Source organism: Variovorax sp. CF313 (assembly GCF_000282635.1).
Classification (GTDB): Bacteria; Pseudomonadota; Gammaproteobacteria; order Burkholderiales; family Burkholderiaceae_C; genus Variovorax.
In genome coordinates, this window is the sequence record NZ_AKIW01000011.1 from 1 (window position 1) to 17,795 (window position 17,795).

Genomic DNA, 17,795 nt, shown 5'->3' on the forward strand with positions numbered 1-17,795 from the left:
AGCCTGGGGGTGAGTTCGAAGCCTTCGCGGAACCGGCTTTGCCGGGCCGCAGGTATTGCCCCCTGCAAAGGGGGTTGGCGGCCACACGAAGTGGGCGAGCCTGGGGGTTAGCCTGGATCAGGCCGCAGATGCGCGCTGCAAGCGATCTCGCACGCCTTCCCACTCGTGCGTGTCGGGCGGCGACTCGACCCAGATCAGCTTGACACCCTGCGCATCGAACTCGCGCAGCACCGCGAACAGCAGCTGGGCGCTCGCCGCCGCGTCGTCGGGCATGCGCCGCAGCAGCACGCGCTGCGAGCGGCTGCGCATCGGGGCTCGCGACCAGACGGCGATGTGCGCGGCGTTGGCGCCCAGCACGTCGAGGCCGGCCTGGATGGCCTTGGCGTCCATCAGGCGCACCTTGGCATTCGGGGCGTAGTGAGCCTCCAGCGTGCCCGAGGCCCGCGGGTCGGGTGTTTCGAGCACTTCGCGGTCGGCGAGCTTCTCGCCGCAAGCCGCCTCGATCTGCGCGCGCGTGATCACGCCCGGCCGCAGCAGCACGGGGGCGCCGCGGCTGCAGTCGACGATGGTCGACTCGATGCCGACCTCGCACGCGCCACCGTCGACAACCAGCAGCGCATCGCCGAACTCGTCGAACACATGCTGCGCCGTGGTCGGGCTGACGCGGCCGAAGCGGTTGGCGCTCGGCCCCGCGAGGCCGGGCACGCCCTGCTCGGCGCAGGCTTCGAGCAGCGCCTGCGCCACGGGATGCGAAGGGCAGCGCAGGCCGATGGTGTCCTGTCCGCCCGCCGCCGCCGCGCCCACGCCGGGCTGGCGCGTGACGATCAACGTGAGCGGGCCGGGCCAGAAGACCTGCACGAGCTTCTGCGCGAAAAGCGGCAGCGGCTGGGCGAAGCGCGACAGCGACTCGGTGCCCTTGATGCCGGCCGCCACGTGGACGATCAACGGGTGGTCGGCGGGCCGCCCCTTGGCCTTGAAGATGCCGGCGACGGCCATGTCGCTGCTCGCGTCTGCGCCCAGCCCGTAGACGGTCTCGGTCGGGAACGCGACCAGCCCGCCCGCGCGCAGCACGCGCGTGGCCTCGGCGATGGCTTCGGGGGAGCGGCCGTCGAGGATCATGCGAGGTCGGCGGTGGTCACCGCCGGCAGGCCCAGCAGCTGCGCGGCCTGCGAGGCCGTGGTGCGCACGGCTTCGAGCGTGGCGCCGGTGAGCGTGAGGTGGCCCATCTTGCGGCCGCGCCGCGGGTCGATCTTTCCGTAGAGGTGCAGATGCACGCCCGGCAGCGCAAGCACTTCGCTCCAGCGCGGCGATACGGGCTTGGCGGCCTTGTCATCGCCCGCGGGGAACCACAGGTCGCCCAGCAGGTTCAGCATGATCGCGGGACTGTGCTGGCGCGGCGCGGCCAGCGGCAGGCCGGCGAGCGTGCGCACCTGCAGCTCGAACTGCGACACGTCACAGGCTTCCATCGTGTAGTGGCCGCTGTTGTGCGGGCGCGGTGCCATCTCGTTGACGACCAGCGAGCCGTCGGCCAGCGCGAAGAACTCGACGCACAGCACGCCGACGTAGTCCAAACCGTTGGCGATGCTCTTGGCCGAATTGACCGCGCCCTGCGCCACCGTCTTCGGCATGTTCTGCGGATGCACCTCGGTGACGGCGAGGATGCCGTCGCGGTGCAGGTTGCGCTGCGGCGGGAAGTGCACGATCTGGCCGTCGCGGCTGCGCGCGAGGATGACCGAGCATTCGAATTCGAGTGGCAGCATCTTCTCGAGCACGCAGGGCACGCAGCCCGTGGCCTGCCAGGCATCGACCAGTTCGGCGCGCGTCTTCACACGCTGCTGGCCCTTGCCGTCGTAGCCCAGCCGCGCGGTCTTCAGGATGCCGGGCAGCAGGCCGTCGTCGACGGCAGCGAGCTGCGCCGCGGTCTCGATGGCCGCGTAAGGCGCGCAGGGCACGCCGCAGCGGGTGAAATGGGCCTTCTCGGCGATGCGGTCCTGCGCGATGGCGATGGCCGAGGCGCCGGGCGACACCGGCCGCGCGACCGCGAGGTGCTCCAGCGAGGGCGCCGGCACGTTCTCGAACTCGGTCGTCACCGCGTCGGCCAGGCCCGCGAGCCGGGCGAGGCCGTCGATGTCGTCGTAGTCGGTGTGGATGTGATGGTGGCTCACGCGGCCGGCGGGGCTGTCGGTGTCGGGGTCGAGCACCGCCGTGAAGTAGCCCATGCGCTGGGCCGCGTGGGCGAACATGCGCCCCAGCTGGCCGCCGCCGAGCACGCCGAGCGTGGCGCCCGGAAGAATGGGCAGGTCACCGTTCTGGCTCACAGGGCACCTCCGCCTTGCGGCGAGAAAGGAGAAACGGGGGGCGTCTCCGCGGCGGGGGCCGGCGGCAGCGTCATGGCCTCGGCGGCGGCGGTCTGCGCCGTGCGGAAGGCGTCGAGCTTCGCGCGCAGCGCCGGATCGTTCACCGCCAGCATCGACACCGCGAACAGCGCCGCGTTGGCCGCGCCGGCATTGCCGATGGCGAAGGTGGCCACCGGCACGCCCTTGGGCATCTGCACGATGCTGTAGAGCGAATCGACGCCCTGCAGGTGGCGGCTGGCCACCGGCACGCCGAGTACCGGCACCGTGGTTTTCGAGGCCAGCATGCCTGGCAGGTGCGCCGCGCCGCCCGCGCCCGCGATGATCGCCGTGAGCCCGCGCCCGGCGGCGCTTTCGGCGTATGCGAACAGCGCATCGGGCATCCGGTGGGCCGAGACCACCTTGGCTTCGTGCCCGATTCCGAATTGCTGGAGAATCTCGACCGCGTTGCGCATCGTCTCCCAATCGGAGTTCGAGCCCATCACTACACCGACCTGAATGGTTTCGTTCATGGTTTCAATTTTACGTTTCACCCTCAGTTGGTTCCGATGATCGACATCACTCTCGAAAATTTCCAGGCCGAACTGATCGAAGGCTCCGTCGCCACGCCGGTGCTGCTGGACATCTGGGCCGAATGGTGCGGCCCCTGCAAACAGCTCGGCCCGGTGCTCGAAAAGCTCGAGGTCGAGTACGCCGGCCGCTTCACGCTGGCCAAGCTCGACGCCGACAAGGTGCCGCAGATTTCTTCGCAGCTGTCGGAGATGTTCGGCGTGCGCAGCATCCCGTTCTGCGTGATGTTCAAGGACGGCCAGCCGGTGGACGGCTTCGTCGGCGCCATCCCGGCCGAGAAGATCCGCGAGTTCCTCGACAAGCACGTGCCGGGCGCCGACGAAGCCGAGGCCGCCTCGGAGGAAGCCGCCGCGCAGGAAGCTCTGGCCGAAGGCGACACCGGGGGCGCCCTCGAAAGACTGCAGCACGCCGTGGCCACCGACCCGGCCAACGACGACGCCCGCTTCGACTACATCAAGCTGCTGCTGCAGGAAGGCCGCCACGACGACGCCAAGGTGGCCTTTGCGCCGGTGATCGCCAAGACCACGCTGGTGCGCCGCTTCGATGCACTGCAGCGCTGGATGGACGCTATCGATTTCGCAGCACCACCTGCAGGCACGGCGCCCGCGATGGCTGATTTCGAGGCGAAGATCGCCGCCAACAAGCGCGACTTCGACGCTCGCTTCGGCCGCGCCCGCCTGCTGATGGCCGCGCAGCGCTGGACCGACGCCATGGACGAGCTGCTCGACATCCTGATGCGCGACAAGACCTGGAGCGAAGACCTCGCCCGCAAGACCTACATCGCGATCCTCGATGTGATCGAGCCGCCGAAGGTGAAGGTGGCCGACGGGCAGATTCCGCCGGACGATCCGGTGGTGGCAACCTACCGGCGCCGCCTGAGCAGCGTGGTGCTGAGCTGATGCGAAAGCGGCCTGCGGGCCGCTTTTTTTCATGGCCTCGCCATGAACGCGGCGGCATTGGCGAGCGGGGCCTCGTCGCATACGATCACGCCCGATTCAACTTGTTGCAAATTCGAAAAGGAAAGACCGGCCATGCGTTCCTTCGTCCGCCTCGCCCGCCGCACCGCGCCCCCCGTTCTCGCCGCGACGGCACTGCTGGCCGTCCTGACCGGCTGCGGGAGCGGCATCAGCCTCGACGAGCCGATCGAAGGGCCCGCCTGGCAACTGGTTCAGCTGGGCGACGAGCCCGTCGCGCCCGGCAGCGGCGCGCAGGTGCAGTTCGACCGCAGCAGCGGACGCCTCAGCGGCTCGGGCGGCTGCAATCGCCTTTCGGGCACGTTCACGCGCAGCGGCATCTCCCTGAAGATCGGCCAGCTGGCCTCGACCCGCATGGCCTGCGCCGACCCGGCACGCGGCGCCAACGAGGCGCAGTTCATTTCCGCCCTGCAGAGCACCGCGAGCTACAGCCTTGCGGGCCCCGAACGCCTTGCGCTGCTCAACGCCAGCGGGCGCGCCGTGGCAACGCTGAGCACCAGCGGGCGCTGAAAGAAGAAAAAGCCCGGAATCAGCCCGTCAGGCGCTCCAGCGCCTCGCGGTACTTGGCCGCCGTCTTCTCGATGACCTCGGCCGGCAGGCGCGGCGCCGGGGGCGTCTTGTCCCAGGGCTTGCCGTTGATCTTGGTGGCTTCGAGCCAGTCGCGCACGAACTGCTTGTCGTAGCTCGGCGGGTTGGTGCCGGCGGCCAGCGCGGCCTCGTAGCCCTCGACCGGCCAGTAGCGCGAGCTGTCGGGCGTGAGCACCTCATCCATCAGCACCAGCGTGCCGGCTTCGTCCAGGCCGAACTCGAACTTGGTGTCGGCAATGATCATCCCCTTGGCCAGCGCGATCTGAGCGGCGGTTTCGTAGATCTCGATGCTGGTCTCGCGGATCTGCTGGGCCAGCTTGGGGCCGACGATCTCGACCACGCGCTCGTAGCTGATGTTCTCGTCGTGCTCGCCGGCCGCGGCCTTGGCTGCGGGCGTGAAGATCGGGCGCGGCAGCTTGCTGGCGTTGGTCAGGCCTTCGGGCAGCGGCACGCCGCAGACCGAGCGGCTCTCCTGGTATTCCTTCCAGCCGCTGCCGGCGAGGTAGCCGCGCACCACGGCCTCGACCGGGATCGGCTTCAGCCGCTTGACCAGCATCGAGCGGCCCGTGACCTGCGGCACCTCGTCGGGCGTGACCGCGCTCTCGGGCGCATCACCGGTCAGGTGGTTGGGACACAGCTGGCCGAGCCGGTCGAACCACCACAGCGCCATCTGCGTAAGGATCTCGCCCTTGCCGGGAATGGGCTCGCCCATGATCACGTCGAAGGCGCTGAGCCGGTCGCTCGCGACCATCAGGATGCGGTCTTCGCCGACGGCGTAGTTGTCGCGCACCTTGCCGCGCGCAAGCAGGGGCAGGCTCTGGATGGAGGAGGTGTGGACGGTGGTCATGAGGCAGTTGCGGTGAAAACGGGATAGCGGAATTCGGATTGTGCGCGCAGAAAAAAGCCACCATCGACGGTGGCCCGCAGATCGCGAAAAAAGCCCCCGATCATTCGGGAGGGCCGCCGCGCACGACCGCCCGAAGCGGCCGGCCCGCCCCCGGTAGGGGGTAGGCGAAGCGACACGAAGTGCGCGCAGCCTGGGGGCGAGCTTGGTTAAATGACTTCTTGCGCCAGTTCGCCCTTGGCGTACTTGGCAGCGACGACTTGCAGGCTGTCGCCCTTGATCTTGGCGCCCTGGCCTTCGCAGCCGAACTCGATGTAGCGCTGCTTGCAGATCTGCTTGGCGGCTTCGCGCGCGGGCTTGAGCCACTCGCGGGCGTCGAACTTCTCGGGGTTCTCGGCCAGGAACTTGCGCACCGCGCCGGTCATGGCCAGGCGGATGTCGGTGTCGATGTTGATCTTGCGCACGCCGTACTTGATGGCTTCCTGGATTTCCTCGACCGGCACGCCGTAGGTTTCCTTCATGTTGCCGCCGTGCTTGCGGATGATTTCCAGCAGGTCCTGCGGCACCGACGACGAGCCGTGCATCACCAGGTGGGTGTTGGGCAGGCGGGCGTGGATTTCCTTCACGCGTGAAATCGACAGGATGTCGCCCGTGGGCTTGCGCGTGAACTTGTAAGCGCCGTGGCTGGTGCCGATGGCGATGGCCAGCGCGTCGAGCTGCGTGGCCTTGACGAACTGGGCGGCTTCTTCCGGGTCGGTCAGCAGGGCCGAGTGGTCGAGCACGCCTTCGGCGCCAATGCCGTCTTCTTCACCGGCCAGGCCGGTTTCGAGCGAGCCCAGGCAGCCCAGTTCGCCCTCGACGGTCACACCGACCTTGTGTGCCAGCTGGACCACCTTGCGGGTCACGTCGACGTTGTAGTCGAACGAGGCCGGCGTCTTGCCATCCTCGTGCAGCGAGCCGTCCATCATGACGGAGGAGAAGCCGAGGTCGATGGCGCCCTGGCAGATGGCCGGGCTCTGGCCGTGGTCCTGGTGCATCACCAGCGGGATGTTCGGGTACTGCTCGATGGCGGCCTGGATCAGGTGCTTGATGAAGGCTTCGCCGGCGTACTTGCGCGCGCCTGCACTGGCTTGAAGGATGACGGGCGCGCCCGTTTCCTTGGCGGCCTCCATCACGGCCTGGACCTGTTCGAGGTTGTTGACGTTGAAGGCCGGAATGCCGTAGCCATTGGCTGCGGCATGGTCGAGCAGTTCGCGCATCGAGACGAGTGCCATGGGGAAATACCTCGCTGGAATTAGGGGAAGAAGAAGGCGGGAAGACGAGAGAAAACTGCCGCAATTCTACCGAGCCCCCTTGTGGGACGGCGCTGACGCCGCTTTGGCGCCCGCATCTCAGATCGGCAGCTGCGTGGTCGACAGCACCTGCTTGAGCACCACGAAGGTCCTGATCTGCCGCACGCCCGGCAAGTACAGCAGCTGCTCGGCATGCAGGCGGTTGAAGCTGTCGCTGTCGCGCGTGCGCACGAGCATGAAGTAGTCGAACTCGCCCGTGACCACGTGGCATTCGAGGCAGCCCGGCACCTTCTGCGCGGCCTTCTCGAAGTCGGCGAAGGAATCGGGCGTGGAGCGGTCGAGCACCACGCCGATCATCACGAGCATGCCGAGGTCGAGCGCATCGGGGTCGAGCAGCGCGACGATGCCCTTGATGAGCCCCGCCGCCTTGAGCCGCTCGACGCGGCGCAGGCAGGCGGCGGCGCTGAGGTTGACCTTGGCGGCCAGTGCCACGTTCGACAGCGAGGCGTCGCGCTGCAGGGCGCGAAGGATGGCGCGGTCGGTGCGATCCAGCTCCGGCGGAATACGCAATTTTGTTGTGCTCATTACTTTTTCTACGTAATAAAAACATTCGATCTGGTCATCGTGCATTTTTTTGTCGATCGAATCCAGAAAATTTCGCAAGCACGTTGCGAGCCGTTCTTCCTACGATCGAAGGCCTCAACGCACTGGAGCCCCCGTCATGAACCTCAAGAAGTTTCCCCGCCACGCCCTGACCTTCGGCCCCTCGCCGATCCACCCGCTGAAGCGGCTGAGCGCACACCTCGGCGGCAAGGTCGACCTGTATGCCAAGCGCGAGGACTGCAACAGCGGCCTGGCCTTCGGCGGCAACAAGACGCGCAAGCTCGAGTACCTGATTCCCGAGGCGCTCGAGGGCGGCTACGACACGCTGGTGTCCATCGGCGGCATCCAGTCGAACCAGACGCGGCAGGTCGCCGCCGTGGCCGCGCACCTCGGGATGAAATGCGTGCTGGTGCAGGAAAATTGGGTCAACTACTCGGATGCGGTCTACGACCGGGTCGGCAACATCGAGATGTCACGCATCCTCGGTGCCGACGTGCGGCTCGATGCGGCGGGCTTCGACATCGGCATCCGCAAGAGCTGGGAAGACGCGATGGAAAGCGTGCGCAAGGCCGGCGGCAAGCCGTTCCCGATTCCCGCGGGCTGCTCGGAACACCCGCGCGGCGGGCTCGGCTTCGTGGCCTTCGCCGAGGAAGTACGCCAGCAGGAAGCCGAGCTGGGCTTCAAGTTCGACTACGTCGTGGTCTGCTCGGTCACCGGCAGCACGCAGGCCGGCATGGTGGTGGGCTTCGCGGCCGACGGCCGCGCCGACCGCGTGATCGGCATCGACGCCTCGGCCAAGCCGCAGCAGACCTACGATCAGATCCTTCGCATTGCGAAGAACACGGCCGAGCTGGTCGAGCTGGGCCGCGACATCACCGAAAAGGACGTAGTGCTCGACCGCCGCTTCGGCGGCCCCGAGTACGGGCTGCCGAATGACGGCACGCTGGAGGCCATCCGCCTGTGCGCGCGCTTCGAAGGCATGCTGACCGACCCCGTGTACGAGGGCAAGTCGATGCACGGGATGATCGAGAAGGTGCGGCTGGGCGAATTCCCGGCAGGCTCGAAGGTGCTGTACGCGCACCTGGGCGGCGTGCCGGCCCTGAACGCCTACAGCTTCCTCTTCAGAAACGGCTGAGCGCCAGGAACACCGCGGAACCGGCTTTGCCGGGCCGCAGGTGTTGCCCCCGGCGAGGGCGCGAAGCCTGGGGGAATGCCTAGCTCGCCCTGCAGATCTTGAGCATGTTGGTGCCGCCCGGGGCACCCATGGGTTCGCCGCAGGTGATCGCGTAGACGTCGCCGCTCTGCACGATGCCGCGCTTCTTCAGATGGGCCTCGGCCTGTTCGAGCGCGGTGTCGCGGTCGGTCTGCGAGTCCATCAGCAGCGGGCGCACATTGCGGTACAGCGCCAGCTTGCGCTGCGTGGCCAGCCGCGAGGTCAGCGCGTACATGGGAATGTGCGCGCGGTGGCGGCTCATCCACAGCAGCGTGGCGCCCGATTCGGTCAGCGCCACGATGGCCTTGGCACCCAGGTGGTGGGCCGTGAACAGCGCACCCATGGCGATCGACTGGTCGATGCGGCTGTAGGTCTTGCCGCTGAAGTCGGCGTCGAGCGTCTTGTCCTCGGCCCCTTCGGCGGCTTCGCAGATGCGGCTCATCTCCTGCACGGTTTCGAGCGGATAGCGCCCCGAGGCGGTCTCGGCCGAGAGCATCACGGCGTCGGTGCCGTCGAGCACGGCGTTGGCCACGTCGCTGACCTCTGCGCGCGTGGGCACGGGGTTGGTGATCATCGACTCCATCATCTGGGTCGCGGTGATCACCACCTTGTCCATGTCGCGCGCCATGCGGATCATCTTCTTCTGCAGCGCCGGCACGGCGGCATTGCCGACTTCCACCGCGAGGTCGCCGCGCGCGACCATGATGCCGTCGCTGGCGCGCAGGATTTCCTCCAGCTTCGGAATGGCCTCGGCGCGCTCGATCTTGGCGATCATGCCGGGCTTGTGGCCGAACTCGGCCGCCGCCACGTTGCACAGCTGGCGCGCCATCTCCATGTCGGTGGCGTTCTTCGGGAAGCTCACGGCCACGTAGTCGGCCTGGAAGCTCATCGCTGTCTTGATGTCCTCCATGTCCTTGGCCGTGAGCGCGGGGGCGGTGAGGCCGCCGCCCTGCTTGTTGATGCCCTTGTTGTTCGACAGCTCGCCGCCCAGCTTGACGGTGGTGTGCACGGCCTCGCCCTTGACGGCGTCCACCGTGAGCACGATCAGGCCGTCGTTCAGCAGCAGCCTGTCGCCTGGCTTCACGTCGCGCGGCAGGTCCTTGTAGTCGAGGCCCACGGCATCGGCGTCGCCGGGCTCGGTGCGCGAGGCGTCGAGCACGAACTTGGCGCCCGGCTCCAGCCAGACCTTGCCCTGCGCGAACTTGCCGACGCGGATCTTGGGACCTTGCAGGTCGGCCATGATGGCCACTTCGCGGCCCGTCTTGCGGGCGGCTTCGCGCACCATGGCGGCGCGGTCGATGTGGTCCTGCGCCGTGCCGTGGCTGAAGTTCAGCCGCACCACGCTGACCTTGGCCAGGATCATCTTTTCCAGCAGTTCCGGCGTGTTGGACGCCGGACCGAGCGTGGCAACGATCTTGGTGGCGTGGCGGGGGATGCGGTCCGTGCTCATGAAGGTAGTCTCCGTTTTGTATTCGCTACTGTATACACTTTGTGTGTCTGACGGAAGTCACCCTCGTGAGATTCCCCGCCCGCCGGGATCAACCCGCCGCGCGCTTGGCCAGGATTTCGAAGGCCGGCAGGGTCTTGCCTTCCAGCACTTCGAGGAAGGCACCGCCGCCGGTCGAGATGTAGCCGACCTGCTTCTCGATGCCGTACTTGGCGATGGCCGCGAGCGTGTCGCCGCCGCCGGCGATCGAGAAGGCGCTGCTGTCGGCGATGGCTTGCGCGATGGCCTTGGTGCCGCCCGCGAACGCGTCGAACTCGAACACGCCCACGGGGCCGTTCCAGACGATGGTGCCGGCTTCGCGCAGTTGCGCGGCCAGGATCGCGGCGGTCTTGGGGCCGATGTCCAGGATCAGGTCGTCGTCGGCCACGTCGTTCGCATCCTTGACGGTGGCGGCCGCATCGGCCGCGAAGGTCTTGGCCGTGACCACGTCCACCGGGATCGGCACGTCGGCACCGCGCGCACGCATCGCCTCGATCACCGCCTTGGCCTGGTCGACCAGATCGGGCTCGGCCAGCGACTTGCCGATCTTCAGGCCGGCCGCCAGCATGAAGGTGTTGGCGATGCCGCCGCCGACGATCAGCTGATCGACGTTGGCCGACAGGCTTTTGAGGATGGTGAGCTTGGTGCTGACCTTCGAGCCCGCCACGATGGCCACCAGCGGCCGCTTGGGCTGCGCCAGCGCCTTGCTGATGGCGTCCATCTCGGCCGCCAGCAGCGGGCCCGCCGCGGCCACCTTGGCGAACTGCGCGATGCCGTAGGTGGTGGCTTCGGCGCGGTGGGCGGTGCCGAAGGCGTCGTTCACGTAGATGTCGGTGAGCGCGGCGAGCTTGCGGGACAGCGCCTCGTCGTTCTTCTTCTCGCCCTTGTTGACGCGGCAGTTCTCGAGCAGCACGACCTGGCCGGGTTTGACGTCGACGCCGTCGACCCAGTTGGCCACCAGCGGCACATCGCGGCCGAGCAGTTCGCCCAGGCGCCTGGCGACGGGGGCCAGCGAGTCCTCGGGCTTGAACTCGCCTTCGGTCGGGCGGCCCAGGTGCGAGGTGACCATCACGGCCGCGCCGGCGTCGAGCGCCAGCTGGATGCAGGGCACGGAAGCGCGCACGCGCGTGTCTTCGGTGATGTTGCCGGCGTCGTCCTGCGGCACGTTGAGGTCGGCACGGATGAAGACGCGCTGGCCGGCGGCCTTGCCCTGTGCGCAGAGGTCGGTGAATCGAATGACGTTCATGGGTCTGGAGGAGGTGGAAGACGGGTCGGCCTGCATTGTAGATTTGGCCCCGTCGCCGCCCTGAGCGGCTGTTACCGCGGGCCGATGCTTTTCAGGCCTCTTGCTGCGCCCTGGCGAACTGTTCGAGGATCTCGACAAAACCCGTGGCGGCCGGCGAAAGGCTGCGCCGCGCCGCGCTGTAGACGCACACCTCGCGGTGGAAGTCGGGCGATTCGAGCCGCACCATCTGCAGGCCATGCGCGCGCACCAGCGGCGCGGAGTAGGTCGGGCACACCGTGAGCCCGAGCCCCGAGGCCACCATCCCAAGCGCGGTGGTCATGTACGACACCTCTTGCGTGCCGGGACGCAGCATGTAGTCGCGCTCGGCCGGCGCCAGTTCGGGCAGCACGCGCTGGCGGAAGTCGCGTGTGGGAGCGATGAAAGTGTAGGGGCCGAGCTCGTGCCAGCGCACCTTGCGACGCTTGGCGAAGGCGTGGTCGGGCGGGCAGATCAGCCAGTGGCGGTCGCGGAACAGGGTACGGCGCTCGATGGCGCCGTCCACGGCCACGTCCTGGCCCACGGCCAGTTCCACGTCGCCGGCCATCACGCCCACCAGCAGGCTCTCGGGCAGCGTGTCGGCCAGGCGCACATCGACGTCGGGGTACTGCGCGCGATAGACCGCGATCACGCGCGGCATCAGCGTGCAGGCCATGAGTTGCGGCGCCGCAAGCCGCAACAAGCCTTTCTTCTTGTCACGAAGATCGGTGACGCCGGCCACCGCGCTCGTCAGGTCGCCGAGCAGACGGTGCACCGACGGCAGGAACTCACGCCCGGCTTCGGACAGCTGCACGCTGCGGGTGTTGCGGTCGAGCAGCTGCACGCCCATTTCGCGTTCGAGCTCGCGCACCAGCACGCTGAGTGCCGACTGCGTGAGGTGCAGCTGCTGCGCCGCGGCGGTGAAGCTGCCGCTTTCGGCCACGGCGGCGAAGGCGCGCAGCTGGCGCAGGGTCAGGTTCATATATATGGTTATTTCATCAATTGATGAATTAATTTCGATTGCATCATAAGACGCCGCATCGCCCAATCGGGGGCTTACCGGAGAACACGAGCCATGCCGACCCCACCAACCGTGCGCGGGCTGCACCATTTCGCCTGGCGCTGCCGCGACAGCGAGGAAACCCGCCGCTTCTACGAAGACCTGCTGGGCCTGCCGCTGGCCCACGTCATCAAGAGCGACCACGTGCCGAGCACGGGCGAGTACTGCCCCTACGTGCACATCTTCTTCCGCATGCGCGACGGCTCGTTCATCGCCTTCTTCGACCTGGGCGACGACGTCGCCGCGCTGCCCTCGCCCAACACGCCCTCGTGGGTGAACCACATCGCGCTGCGCGTGGACTCGGTGGCCGACCTGCTGGCCGCCAAGGCGCGGCTCGAAGGCGCGGGCGTCGAGGTGCTGGGCGTGACCGACCACCACATCATCGAGTCGATCTACTTCTTCGACCCCAACGGCATCCGCGTGGAGCTGACCACGCCGACCGTGCCGCAGGCCGAGATGGACGCGCATGCGCTGCGCGCCCATGCGGACCTCGATGCATGGACCGCGCGCAAGGCCGAGCTGCGTGCTGCAAGGGGTGCATCGAATGCCTGATCTGCAACTCGCCGTCATCGACGTGAAGCCCGGCGCGGCCATGGAGAGCCAGTCGGGCCTGCAGCTGCTGCGCCCCCGCATCTACGGCGCCTGTCGCGCGCCGCAGGGCCCGAAGAAGATCGCCGCCATCGTGATGCACCCCACGAGCAACTTCATGGGCCACTACCTGATCGGCCCGCTGGCCGAGCGCGGTATCTGCTGCATGGGCCTCAACTCGCGCTTCGTGGGCAACGACACCGTGCTGCTGATGGAGCGCGCCATCCAGGACCTGGGCGCAGGCGTGCAGTACCTGCGCGCGGCCGGCTACGAGAAGGTGTTCCTCGTCGGCAACTCGGGCGGCGCAGCGCTCTCGGCCTTCTACCAGGCGCAGGCCGAAAAACTCACGGCCACGCACCTGCCCGACGGTGACCCCACGCACCTGCACCCGAGTGACCTGCCGCCGGTGGACGGCATCGCGCTGTGCGCCGCACACCTGGGCCGCACCCGGCTGATGCGCGACTGGATCGACCCCTCGGTCACCGACGAGCACGACCCGCTCTCGGTCGATCCCGAGCTCGACATGTACGACGCGCGCCATCGCGTGCCCTACGACAGCGACTTCCTCGCGCGCTTCAGCGCCGCGCAGAAGGCGCGGCTCGACCGCATCGAGCAGTGGTGCCTCGACCGCCTCGCGCTGCTGCGTGGCACACCCGGCGCACCACGCGACCAAACCTTCATCGTCTACCGCACGCACGCCGATCCGCGCTGCGTGGACCTCTCGCTCGACCCCAACGACCGCCTGCCCGGCAGCGTGTGGGGCGACGCACGGCAGGTGAACTACTCGGCCAACGCGATGGGGCGCACCACCTCGCTCACGGCCTTTCTCTCGCAGTGGTCCTCGCGCTCGCAGGCCGATGGGCCGACCAACCTCGCGCGCACCACGGTGCCGAAGCTGCTGCTGACCTACACGGGCGACCAGTCGACCTTCCCGAGTACGCGCGACGCGTGGATGGCCGCGGGCGGCTCGCGCATCCGCAACGTCGACATCGTCGGCGGCAACCACTATCTCGCGGGACAGCCGGAGCTGGTTCCGAAGGCGGCGGATGCCATCGCCGAGTTCGCGCACGCGCTGTAGGGCACGCATGGAAAACGTCGCTTTCGCGCCGGCCTACGAACTGCCGGCCTGGCCCTTCACGCCACCGCCCGAGTTGGGCAACACGAAGCCCGCGCGCCATCCGATCGTGATCGTCGGCGCCGGCCCCTCGGGCCTCACGCTGGCCTGCGACCTGGCGCAACGCGGCATGCGCGCCGTGCTGCTGGACGAGGACGACACCGTCGGCGTGCGCGGCGCCTCCTCGCGCGGCATCTGCTACGCGCAGAAGAGCCTGGAGATCTTCGAGCGCCTGGGCATCTACGAGCGCATCGCGGCCAAGGGCATCACCTGGTCCTTCGGGCGCACCTTCTCGGGCGAGCAGGAGGTCTACAACTTCAACCTGCAGGCCAACAGCGTCTCGAAGCAGCCGCCCTTCGTCAACCTGCAGCAGTTCTACATCGAGTGGTTCCTGGTCGACCGCATCATCGAACTCGGGCTGACCGACCTGCGCTGGAAGAACCGCGTCACGCGCGTGGAGCAGCTCGCCGACGGCGTGCGCCTGGAAGTCGAGACGCCTGCCGGCAGCTACACCATCGAGGCCGACCGGCTGATCGACGCCACCGGTGCCAACAGCGCGATCCGCACGCAGCTCGGCATCGATGCGCACTCCTCGCGCAGCACCGACCGCTGGTGCATCAGCGACGTGCGCTTCAAGAAACCGCTGCCTACAGAGCGCTGGACCTGGGTGGACGCGCCCTTCAACGAGGGCCGCGGCGTGTGGCAGCACCTGATGGCCGACGGCGTCTGGCGCATCGACTACCAGATGCCCGAGGACTGCGACACCGCCTACATCAGCAAGCCCGAGGTGGCGGGGGCACGGCTGCGCGAGCAGCTCGGGCCGGACGTGGAGTTCGAGTTCGTCTGGATCGGCCCCTACGGCTACCGCGACCACCTGCTCGACAGCTTCCGCCACGGCCGCGTGTTCTTCATCGGCGACGCGGCGCACGTGGTGAGCCCCTTTGGCGCGCGCGGCGGCAACAGCGGCATCCAGGACGCGGCCAACCTCGGCTGGAAGCTCGCGCTGGTCGCGCAGGGCAAGGCTGGCGATGCGCTGCTCGACAGCTACGACGCCGAGCGCCAGCCCGCCGCGAAGCAGAACCTGCAGGTGACGAGCCGCTCGGCGCGCTTCCTCGCGCCGCGCTCGCCGGCCGAGCACACGCTGCGCCGCGCGGTGGTCGCGCTAGCGGCGCGCCATCCTTTCGCGCGGGCGCTGGTGAACACCGGCCGCATGTCGGTCGCCAACGACTACCCCGCCGCGCCGCTGCTGCCCGAAGGCGCGCGCTCGGTGCAGAACCTGCCGCTGTGTTGGTCCGACGGCCGCGAGACCACGCTGATGCAGCTGCTGGCCGAGGGCACGCATTGCATCGGCCTGTGGTTCGCGCCGACGCGCGGGCAGGCGATGGCGGCGCTCGACGCCACGGCCTCCTTGCCGCTGCGCCTGCTGGCCGTGGGCGGCGACAGCGGCCTGCCCACGCTGCAGGCCGACGAGAAGCTCGCGGCCCATCTCGGCGCTGGCGACGCGGGCAGCTTCGTGCTCGTGCGTCCCGACGCCTACCGAGCCGCGGTGCTGGCGAACGCCACGCCCCAGGCCGTCGCCTCCGCCGTGCGCACCGCACTGGCCGCCAACGAGCGCAACCCATGATCACCGAGCCCCGCATCCCCGACCCCGACGGCTTCTACGCCGCGCTGCTCGCCGCCCACGAAGGCCGCAGCGAGGCGCAGAGCGCCGACCTCAACGCGCGCCTCGTGCTGCTGCTGGCCAACCAGTGCGCCGACCAGGACGTGCTGCTCGCCTGCATCCGCGCGGCAGCCGAAGAAGAACCCACGACGACAACGGACGACGACAACACCCCATGACCACGACCGTTTCCTTCGCATCCGCCTCCGACACGCGCGAGCAGAAGCCCCGGCTGCAGGAGCTGGGCCCCGGCGCTTATGGCTACATCAGCGACTTCGATCCCAACTGCGGCTTCGTCGTCGGCGACGAGCACGTGGTGCTGATCGACACGCGCCCCACGCCGCGCATGGCGCGCGACTTCCTCGCAGCCATCCGCACGGTGACCGACAAGCCGATCCGCACCATCGTGCTCACGCACTACCACGCGGTGCGCGTGATGGGCGCGAGCGCCTTCGACGAGGTGCGCGACATCGTCGCCAGCAGCGGCACGCTCTACTGGATTCGCACGCGCGGCCAGGCCGATTTCGATTCGGAGGTCGGCCGCTTTCCGCGCCTGTTCGCGGGCGTCGAGGAAATACCGGGCCTGACCATTCCCACGACGGTCTTCGATCGCGAGACCACGCTGCCGCTGGGCGGCGGCCGCGAGCTGCGGCTGATGTCGCTGGGCCGGGGCCACTCGGGCGGCGATGCGGTCGCGTGGCTGCCCGACTGCGGCGTGCTCTTTTCGGGCGACGTGGTCGAGAACCGCTGCGGCGTGTATGCCGGCGACGCCTACATCGGCGACTGGGCCGGCACGCTCGACGCGGTGGCGGCTCTGAAGCCGCGCGTGCTGGTGCCAGGCCGTGGCGCGGTGCTGCAGGACGAGGCCGCATGCGCCGAGGCGATCGCGCTCACCAAGGCATTCCTCTCGACGCTGCTGGAGAGCGTGAAGGCCGGAATCGCGGCGGGCGAGACGCTCAAGGGCTGCTTCGCGCGCGCCGAGGCGGCGATGACGCCGCGCTTCGGCGACTGGCCGGTGTTCCAGCACGTGCTGCCCTTCGACGTTTCGCGCGCCTACGACGAGCTGCGCGGCATCGAGCACCCGGTGGTGTGGACCGCCGAACGCGACCGCGAGCTATGGCAGGTCCTGCGCGGCGAGTGAGCCGGACCGATTTCGAAGATTTCAAAACAAGCAACGGAGACAAGAGACGATGAAGCGATTTTTTCTTCCCCTGCTGGCCTCGGCCTTCGCGCTGGCCACCGGCCTCGCATCGGCGCAGCCGGCGGCCTACCCCGCCCAGCCGATCAAGTGGATCGTGCCCTACGTGGCCGGCGGCGGCACCGACAACCTGGCGCGCACCCTGGCCGAGGCGATGCAGCCGTCGCTCGGGCAGCCGCTCATCATCGACAACCGGCCGGGCGCCTCCACCAACATCGGCGTGGGCGTGATGATGCAGGCCAAGCCCGACGGCTACACCATCATGCAGGCGGAGAACGCCGCGCTGCTCTTCAACGAGCACATGTTCGCCAAGCTGCCCTACAAGCCCGCGAGCGACTTCACCTACATCGGCACCATCGGCCGCTTTCCGGTGGCGCTGGCGGTGCACCCCGACTTTCCCGCGAAGAACGTGGCGGAGTTCGTGCGCTACGTGAAGGCCAACCCCGACAAGGTGAGCTACGCCTCGCCCGGCAACGGCTCGCCGCACCACATGGCGATGGAACTCTTCAAGCAGAAGGCCGGGCTGAGCATCACGCACGTGCCGTACAAGGGCGCCGCACCGGCCATGACCGACGTGATGGGCGGCCAGGTGCCGACGATGATGCTGGACCTGGCCTCGGGCCTGCCGATCATCAAGTCGGGCAAGGTGCGGGTGCTGGCCATCGCGCTGCCGCAGCGCGCGGGCGCCCTGCCCGAGGTGCCGACCTTCGTCGAGGCCGGCTTCAGCGACGTCAACGCCTACGCCTTCCACGGCCTGATCGGCCCGGCCGGCATGCCGCCGGAAGCGGTGGCGCGGCTCAACGCAGAACTGCGCAAGGCGATGAAGGCGCCGAAGGTGGTGAAGCTGTTCGCGGACTTCGGCTTCGAGGCGCTGCCGGGGACGCCGCAGGACTTCTACAAGCTGTCTCGCGCGGAGAGCGAGCGCTGGGGCAACATCATCAAGACGGCCGGCGTGAAGCTCGATTGACGAACCGGGAGCCCCCCGGCTTT

The 17,795-nt window shown here is 68.5% G+C and carries 18 protein-coding genes; 9 read left to right on the forward strand and 9 right to left on the reverse strand.

The window, feature by feature from the left end; all coding sequences use genetic code 11:
* Positions 1-117: 117 nt before the first annotated feature.
* The 3 genes from PMI12_RS03130 to purE are packed head-to-tail and all read right to left on the reverse strand — an operon-like array spanning position 118 to position 2,866.
* Positions 118-1,119, reverse strand: coding sequence for an L-threonylcarbamoyladenylate synthase (locus PMI12_RS03130; RefSeq protein ID WP_007829042.1), 1,002 nt, complete (start codon positions 1,117-1,119; stop codon positions 118-120).
* Entirely contained in the window at positions 1,116-2,318 is a 1,203-nt protein-coding gene (locus PMI12_RS03135; protein ID WP_007829044.1) for a 5-(carboxyamino)imidazole ribonucleotide synthase, read from the reverse strand. Before PMI12_RS03135 ends, PMI12_RS03130 begins: the two co-directional genes overlap by 4 nt.
* Complete coding sequence (gene purE, locus PMI12_RS03140; RefSeq protein WP_007829046.1) at positions 2,315-2,866, reverse strand: 5-(carboxyamino)imidazole ribonucleotide mutase; 552 nt, start codon at positions 2,864-2,866, stop codon at positions 2,315-2,317. Before purE ends, PMI12_RS03135 begins: the two co-directional genes overlap by 4 nt.
* Positions 2,867-2,902: 36 nt before the next feature.
* On the opposite strand from purE, the gene PMI12_RS03145 reads away from it, so the two are divergent.
* Positions 2,903-3,823, forward strand: coding sequence for a tetratricopeptide repeat protein (locus tag PMI12_RS03145; protein WP_007829048.1), 921 nt, complete (start codon positions 2,903-2,905; stop codon positions 3,821-3,823).
* Between the two features lie 132 nt (positions 3,824-3,955).
* Complete coding sequence (locus tag PMI12_RS03150; RefSeq protein WP_007829050.1) at positions 3,956-4,408, forward strand: META domain-containing protein; 453 nt, start codon at positions 3,956-3,958, stop codon at positions 4,406-4,408.
* Positions 4,409-4,427: 19 nt separating this feature from the next.
* On the opposite strand, the gene PMI12_RS03155 is transcribed toward PMI12_RS03150, so the two are convergent.
* From PMI12_RS03155 to PMI12_RS03165, 3 genes are all read right to left on the reverse strand, one after another.
* Positions 4,428-5,333 (reverse strand): phosphoribosylaminoimidazolesuccinocarboxamide synthase, encoded by a 906-nt coding sequence (locus PMI12_RS03155; protein ID WP_007829052.1) that lies wholly within the window; start codon positions 5,331-5,333, stop codon positions 4,428-4,430.
* 206 nt (positions 5,334-5,539) lie between these two features.
* Positions 5,540-6,604, reverse strand: coding sequence for a class II fructose-bisphosphate aldolase (gene fba, locus PMI12_RS03160; RefSeq protein ID WP_007829054.1), 1,065 nt, complete (start codon positions 6,602-6,604; stop codon positions 5,540-5,542).
* A gap of 117 nt (positions 6,605-6,721) precedes the next feature.
* Positions 6,722-7,207, reverse strand: coding sequence for an Lrp/AsnC family transcriptional regulator (locus PMI12_RS03165; RefSeq protein ID WP_042672759.1), 486 nt, complete (start codon positions 7,205-7,207; stop codon positions 6,722-6,724).
* A gap of 136 nt (positions 7,208-7,343) precedes the next feature.
* Between PMI12_RS03165 and PMI12_RS03170 the strand changes: the two genes are divergently transcribed.
* A complete protein-coding gene (locus PMI12_RS03170) occupies positions 7,344-8,360 on the forward strand; it encodes a 1-aminocyclopropane-1-carboxylate deaminase (RefSeq protein ID WP_007829058.1) in 1,017 nt (338 codons plus the stop codon).
* A gap of 79 nt (positions 8,361-8,439) precedes the next feature.
* On the opposite strand, the gene pyk is transcribed toward PMI12_RS03170, so the two are convergent.
* The 3 genes from pyk to PMI12_RS03185 all read right to left on the reverse strand — a co-directional run bounded on the left by pyk (position 8,440) and on the right by PMI12_RS03185 (position 12,167).
* The gene (gene pyk / locus PMI12_RS03175) at positions 8,440-9,888 is read right to left on the reverse strand and encodes a pyruvate kinase (RefSeq protein WP_007829060.1); all 1,449 of its coding nucleotides are present in this window, start codon (positions 9,886-9,888) and stop codon (positions 8,440-8,442) included.
* A gap of 88 nt (positions 9,889-9,976) precedes the next feature.
* The gene (locus tag PMI12_RS03180) at positions 9,977-11,170 is read right to left on the reverse strand and encodes a phosphoglycerate kinase (RefSeq protein WP_007829062.1); all 1,194 of its coding nucleotides are present in this window, start codon (positions 11,168-11,170) and stop codon (positions 9,977-9,979) included.
* 91 nt (positions 11,171-11,261) lie between these two features.
* The gene (locus PMI12_RS03185) at positions 11,262-12,167 is read right to left on the reverse strand and encodes a LysR family transcriptional regulator (RefSeq protein WP_007829064.1); all 906 of its coding nucleotides are present in this window, start codon (positions 12,165-12,167) and stop codon (positions 11,262-11,264) included.
* Positions 12,168-12,260: 93 nt separating this feature from the next.
* Between PMI12_RS03185 and PMI12_RS03190 the strand changes: the two genes are divergently transcribed.
* Genes PMI12_RS03190 through PMI12_RS03215 form a run of 6 tightly spaced genes read left to right on the forward strand, consistent with a single transcriptional unit; the run spans position 12,261 to position 17,772 of the window.
* A complete protein-coding gene (locus tag PMI12_RS03190; RefSeq protein WP_007829066.1) occupies positions 12,261-12,797 on the forward strand; it encodes a VOC family protein in 537 nt (178 codons plus the stop codon).
* Positions 12,790-13,911: an alpha/beta hydrolase family protein gene (locus PMI12_RS03195; protein ID WP_007829067.1), complete on the forward strand. Its 1,122-nt coding sequence runs from the start codon at positions 12,790-12,792 to the stop codon at positions 13,909-13,911. Before PMI12_RS03190 ends, PMI12_RS03195 begins: the two co-directional genes overlap by 8 nt.
* Positions 13,912-13,918: 7 nt before the next feature.
* A complete protein-coding gene (locus PMI12_RS03200) occupies positions 13,919-15,571 on the forward strand; it encodes an FAD-dependent oxidoreductase (protein WP_007829069.1) in 1,653 nt (550 codons plus the stop codon).
* Positions 15,568-15,786 (forward strand): DUF2783 domain-containing protein, encoded by a 219-nt coding sequence (locus PMI12_RS03205; RefSeq protein ID WP_007829071.1) that lies wholly within the window; start codon positions 15,568-15,570, stop codon positions 15,784-15,786. The genes PMI12_RS03200 and PMI12_RS03205 overlap by 4 nt, the downstream gene beginning before the upstream one ends.
* Positions 15,783-16,748, forward strand: a complete 966-nt coding sequence (locus tag PMI12_RS03210) for an MBL fold metallo-hydrolase (protein WP_007829072.1) — start codon at positions 15,783-15,785, stop codon at positions 16,746-16,748. The genes PMI12_RS03205 and PMI12_RS03210 overlap by 4 nt, the downstream gene beginning before the upstream one ends.
* A 49-nt stretch (positions 16,749-16,797) precedes the next feature.
* Complete coding sequence (locus tag PMI12_RS03215) at positions 16,798-17,772, forward strand: Bug family tripartite tricarboxylate transporter substrate binding protein (protein WP_007829074.1); 975 nt, start codon at positions 16,798-16,800, stop codon at positions 17,770-17,772.
* Positions 17,773-17,795: the final 23 nt, after the last annotated feature.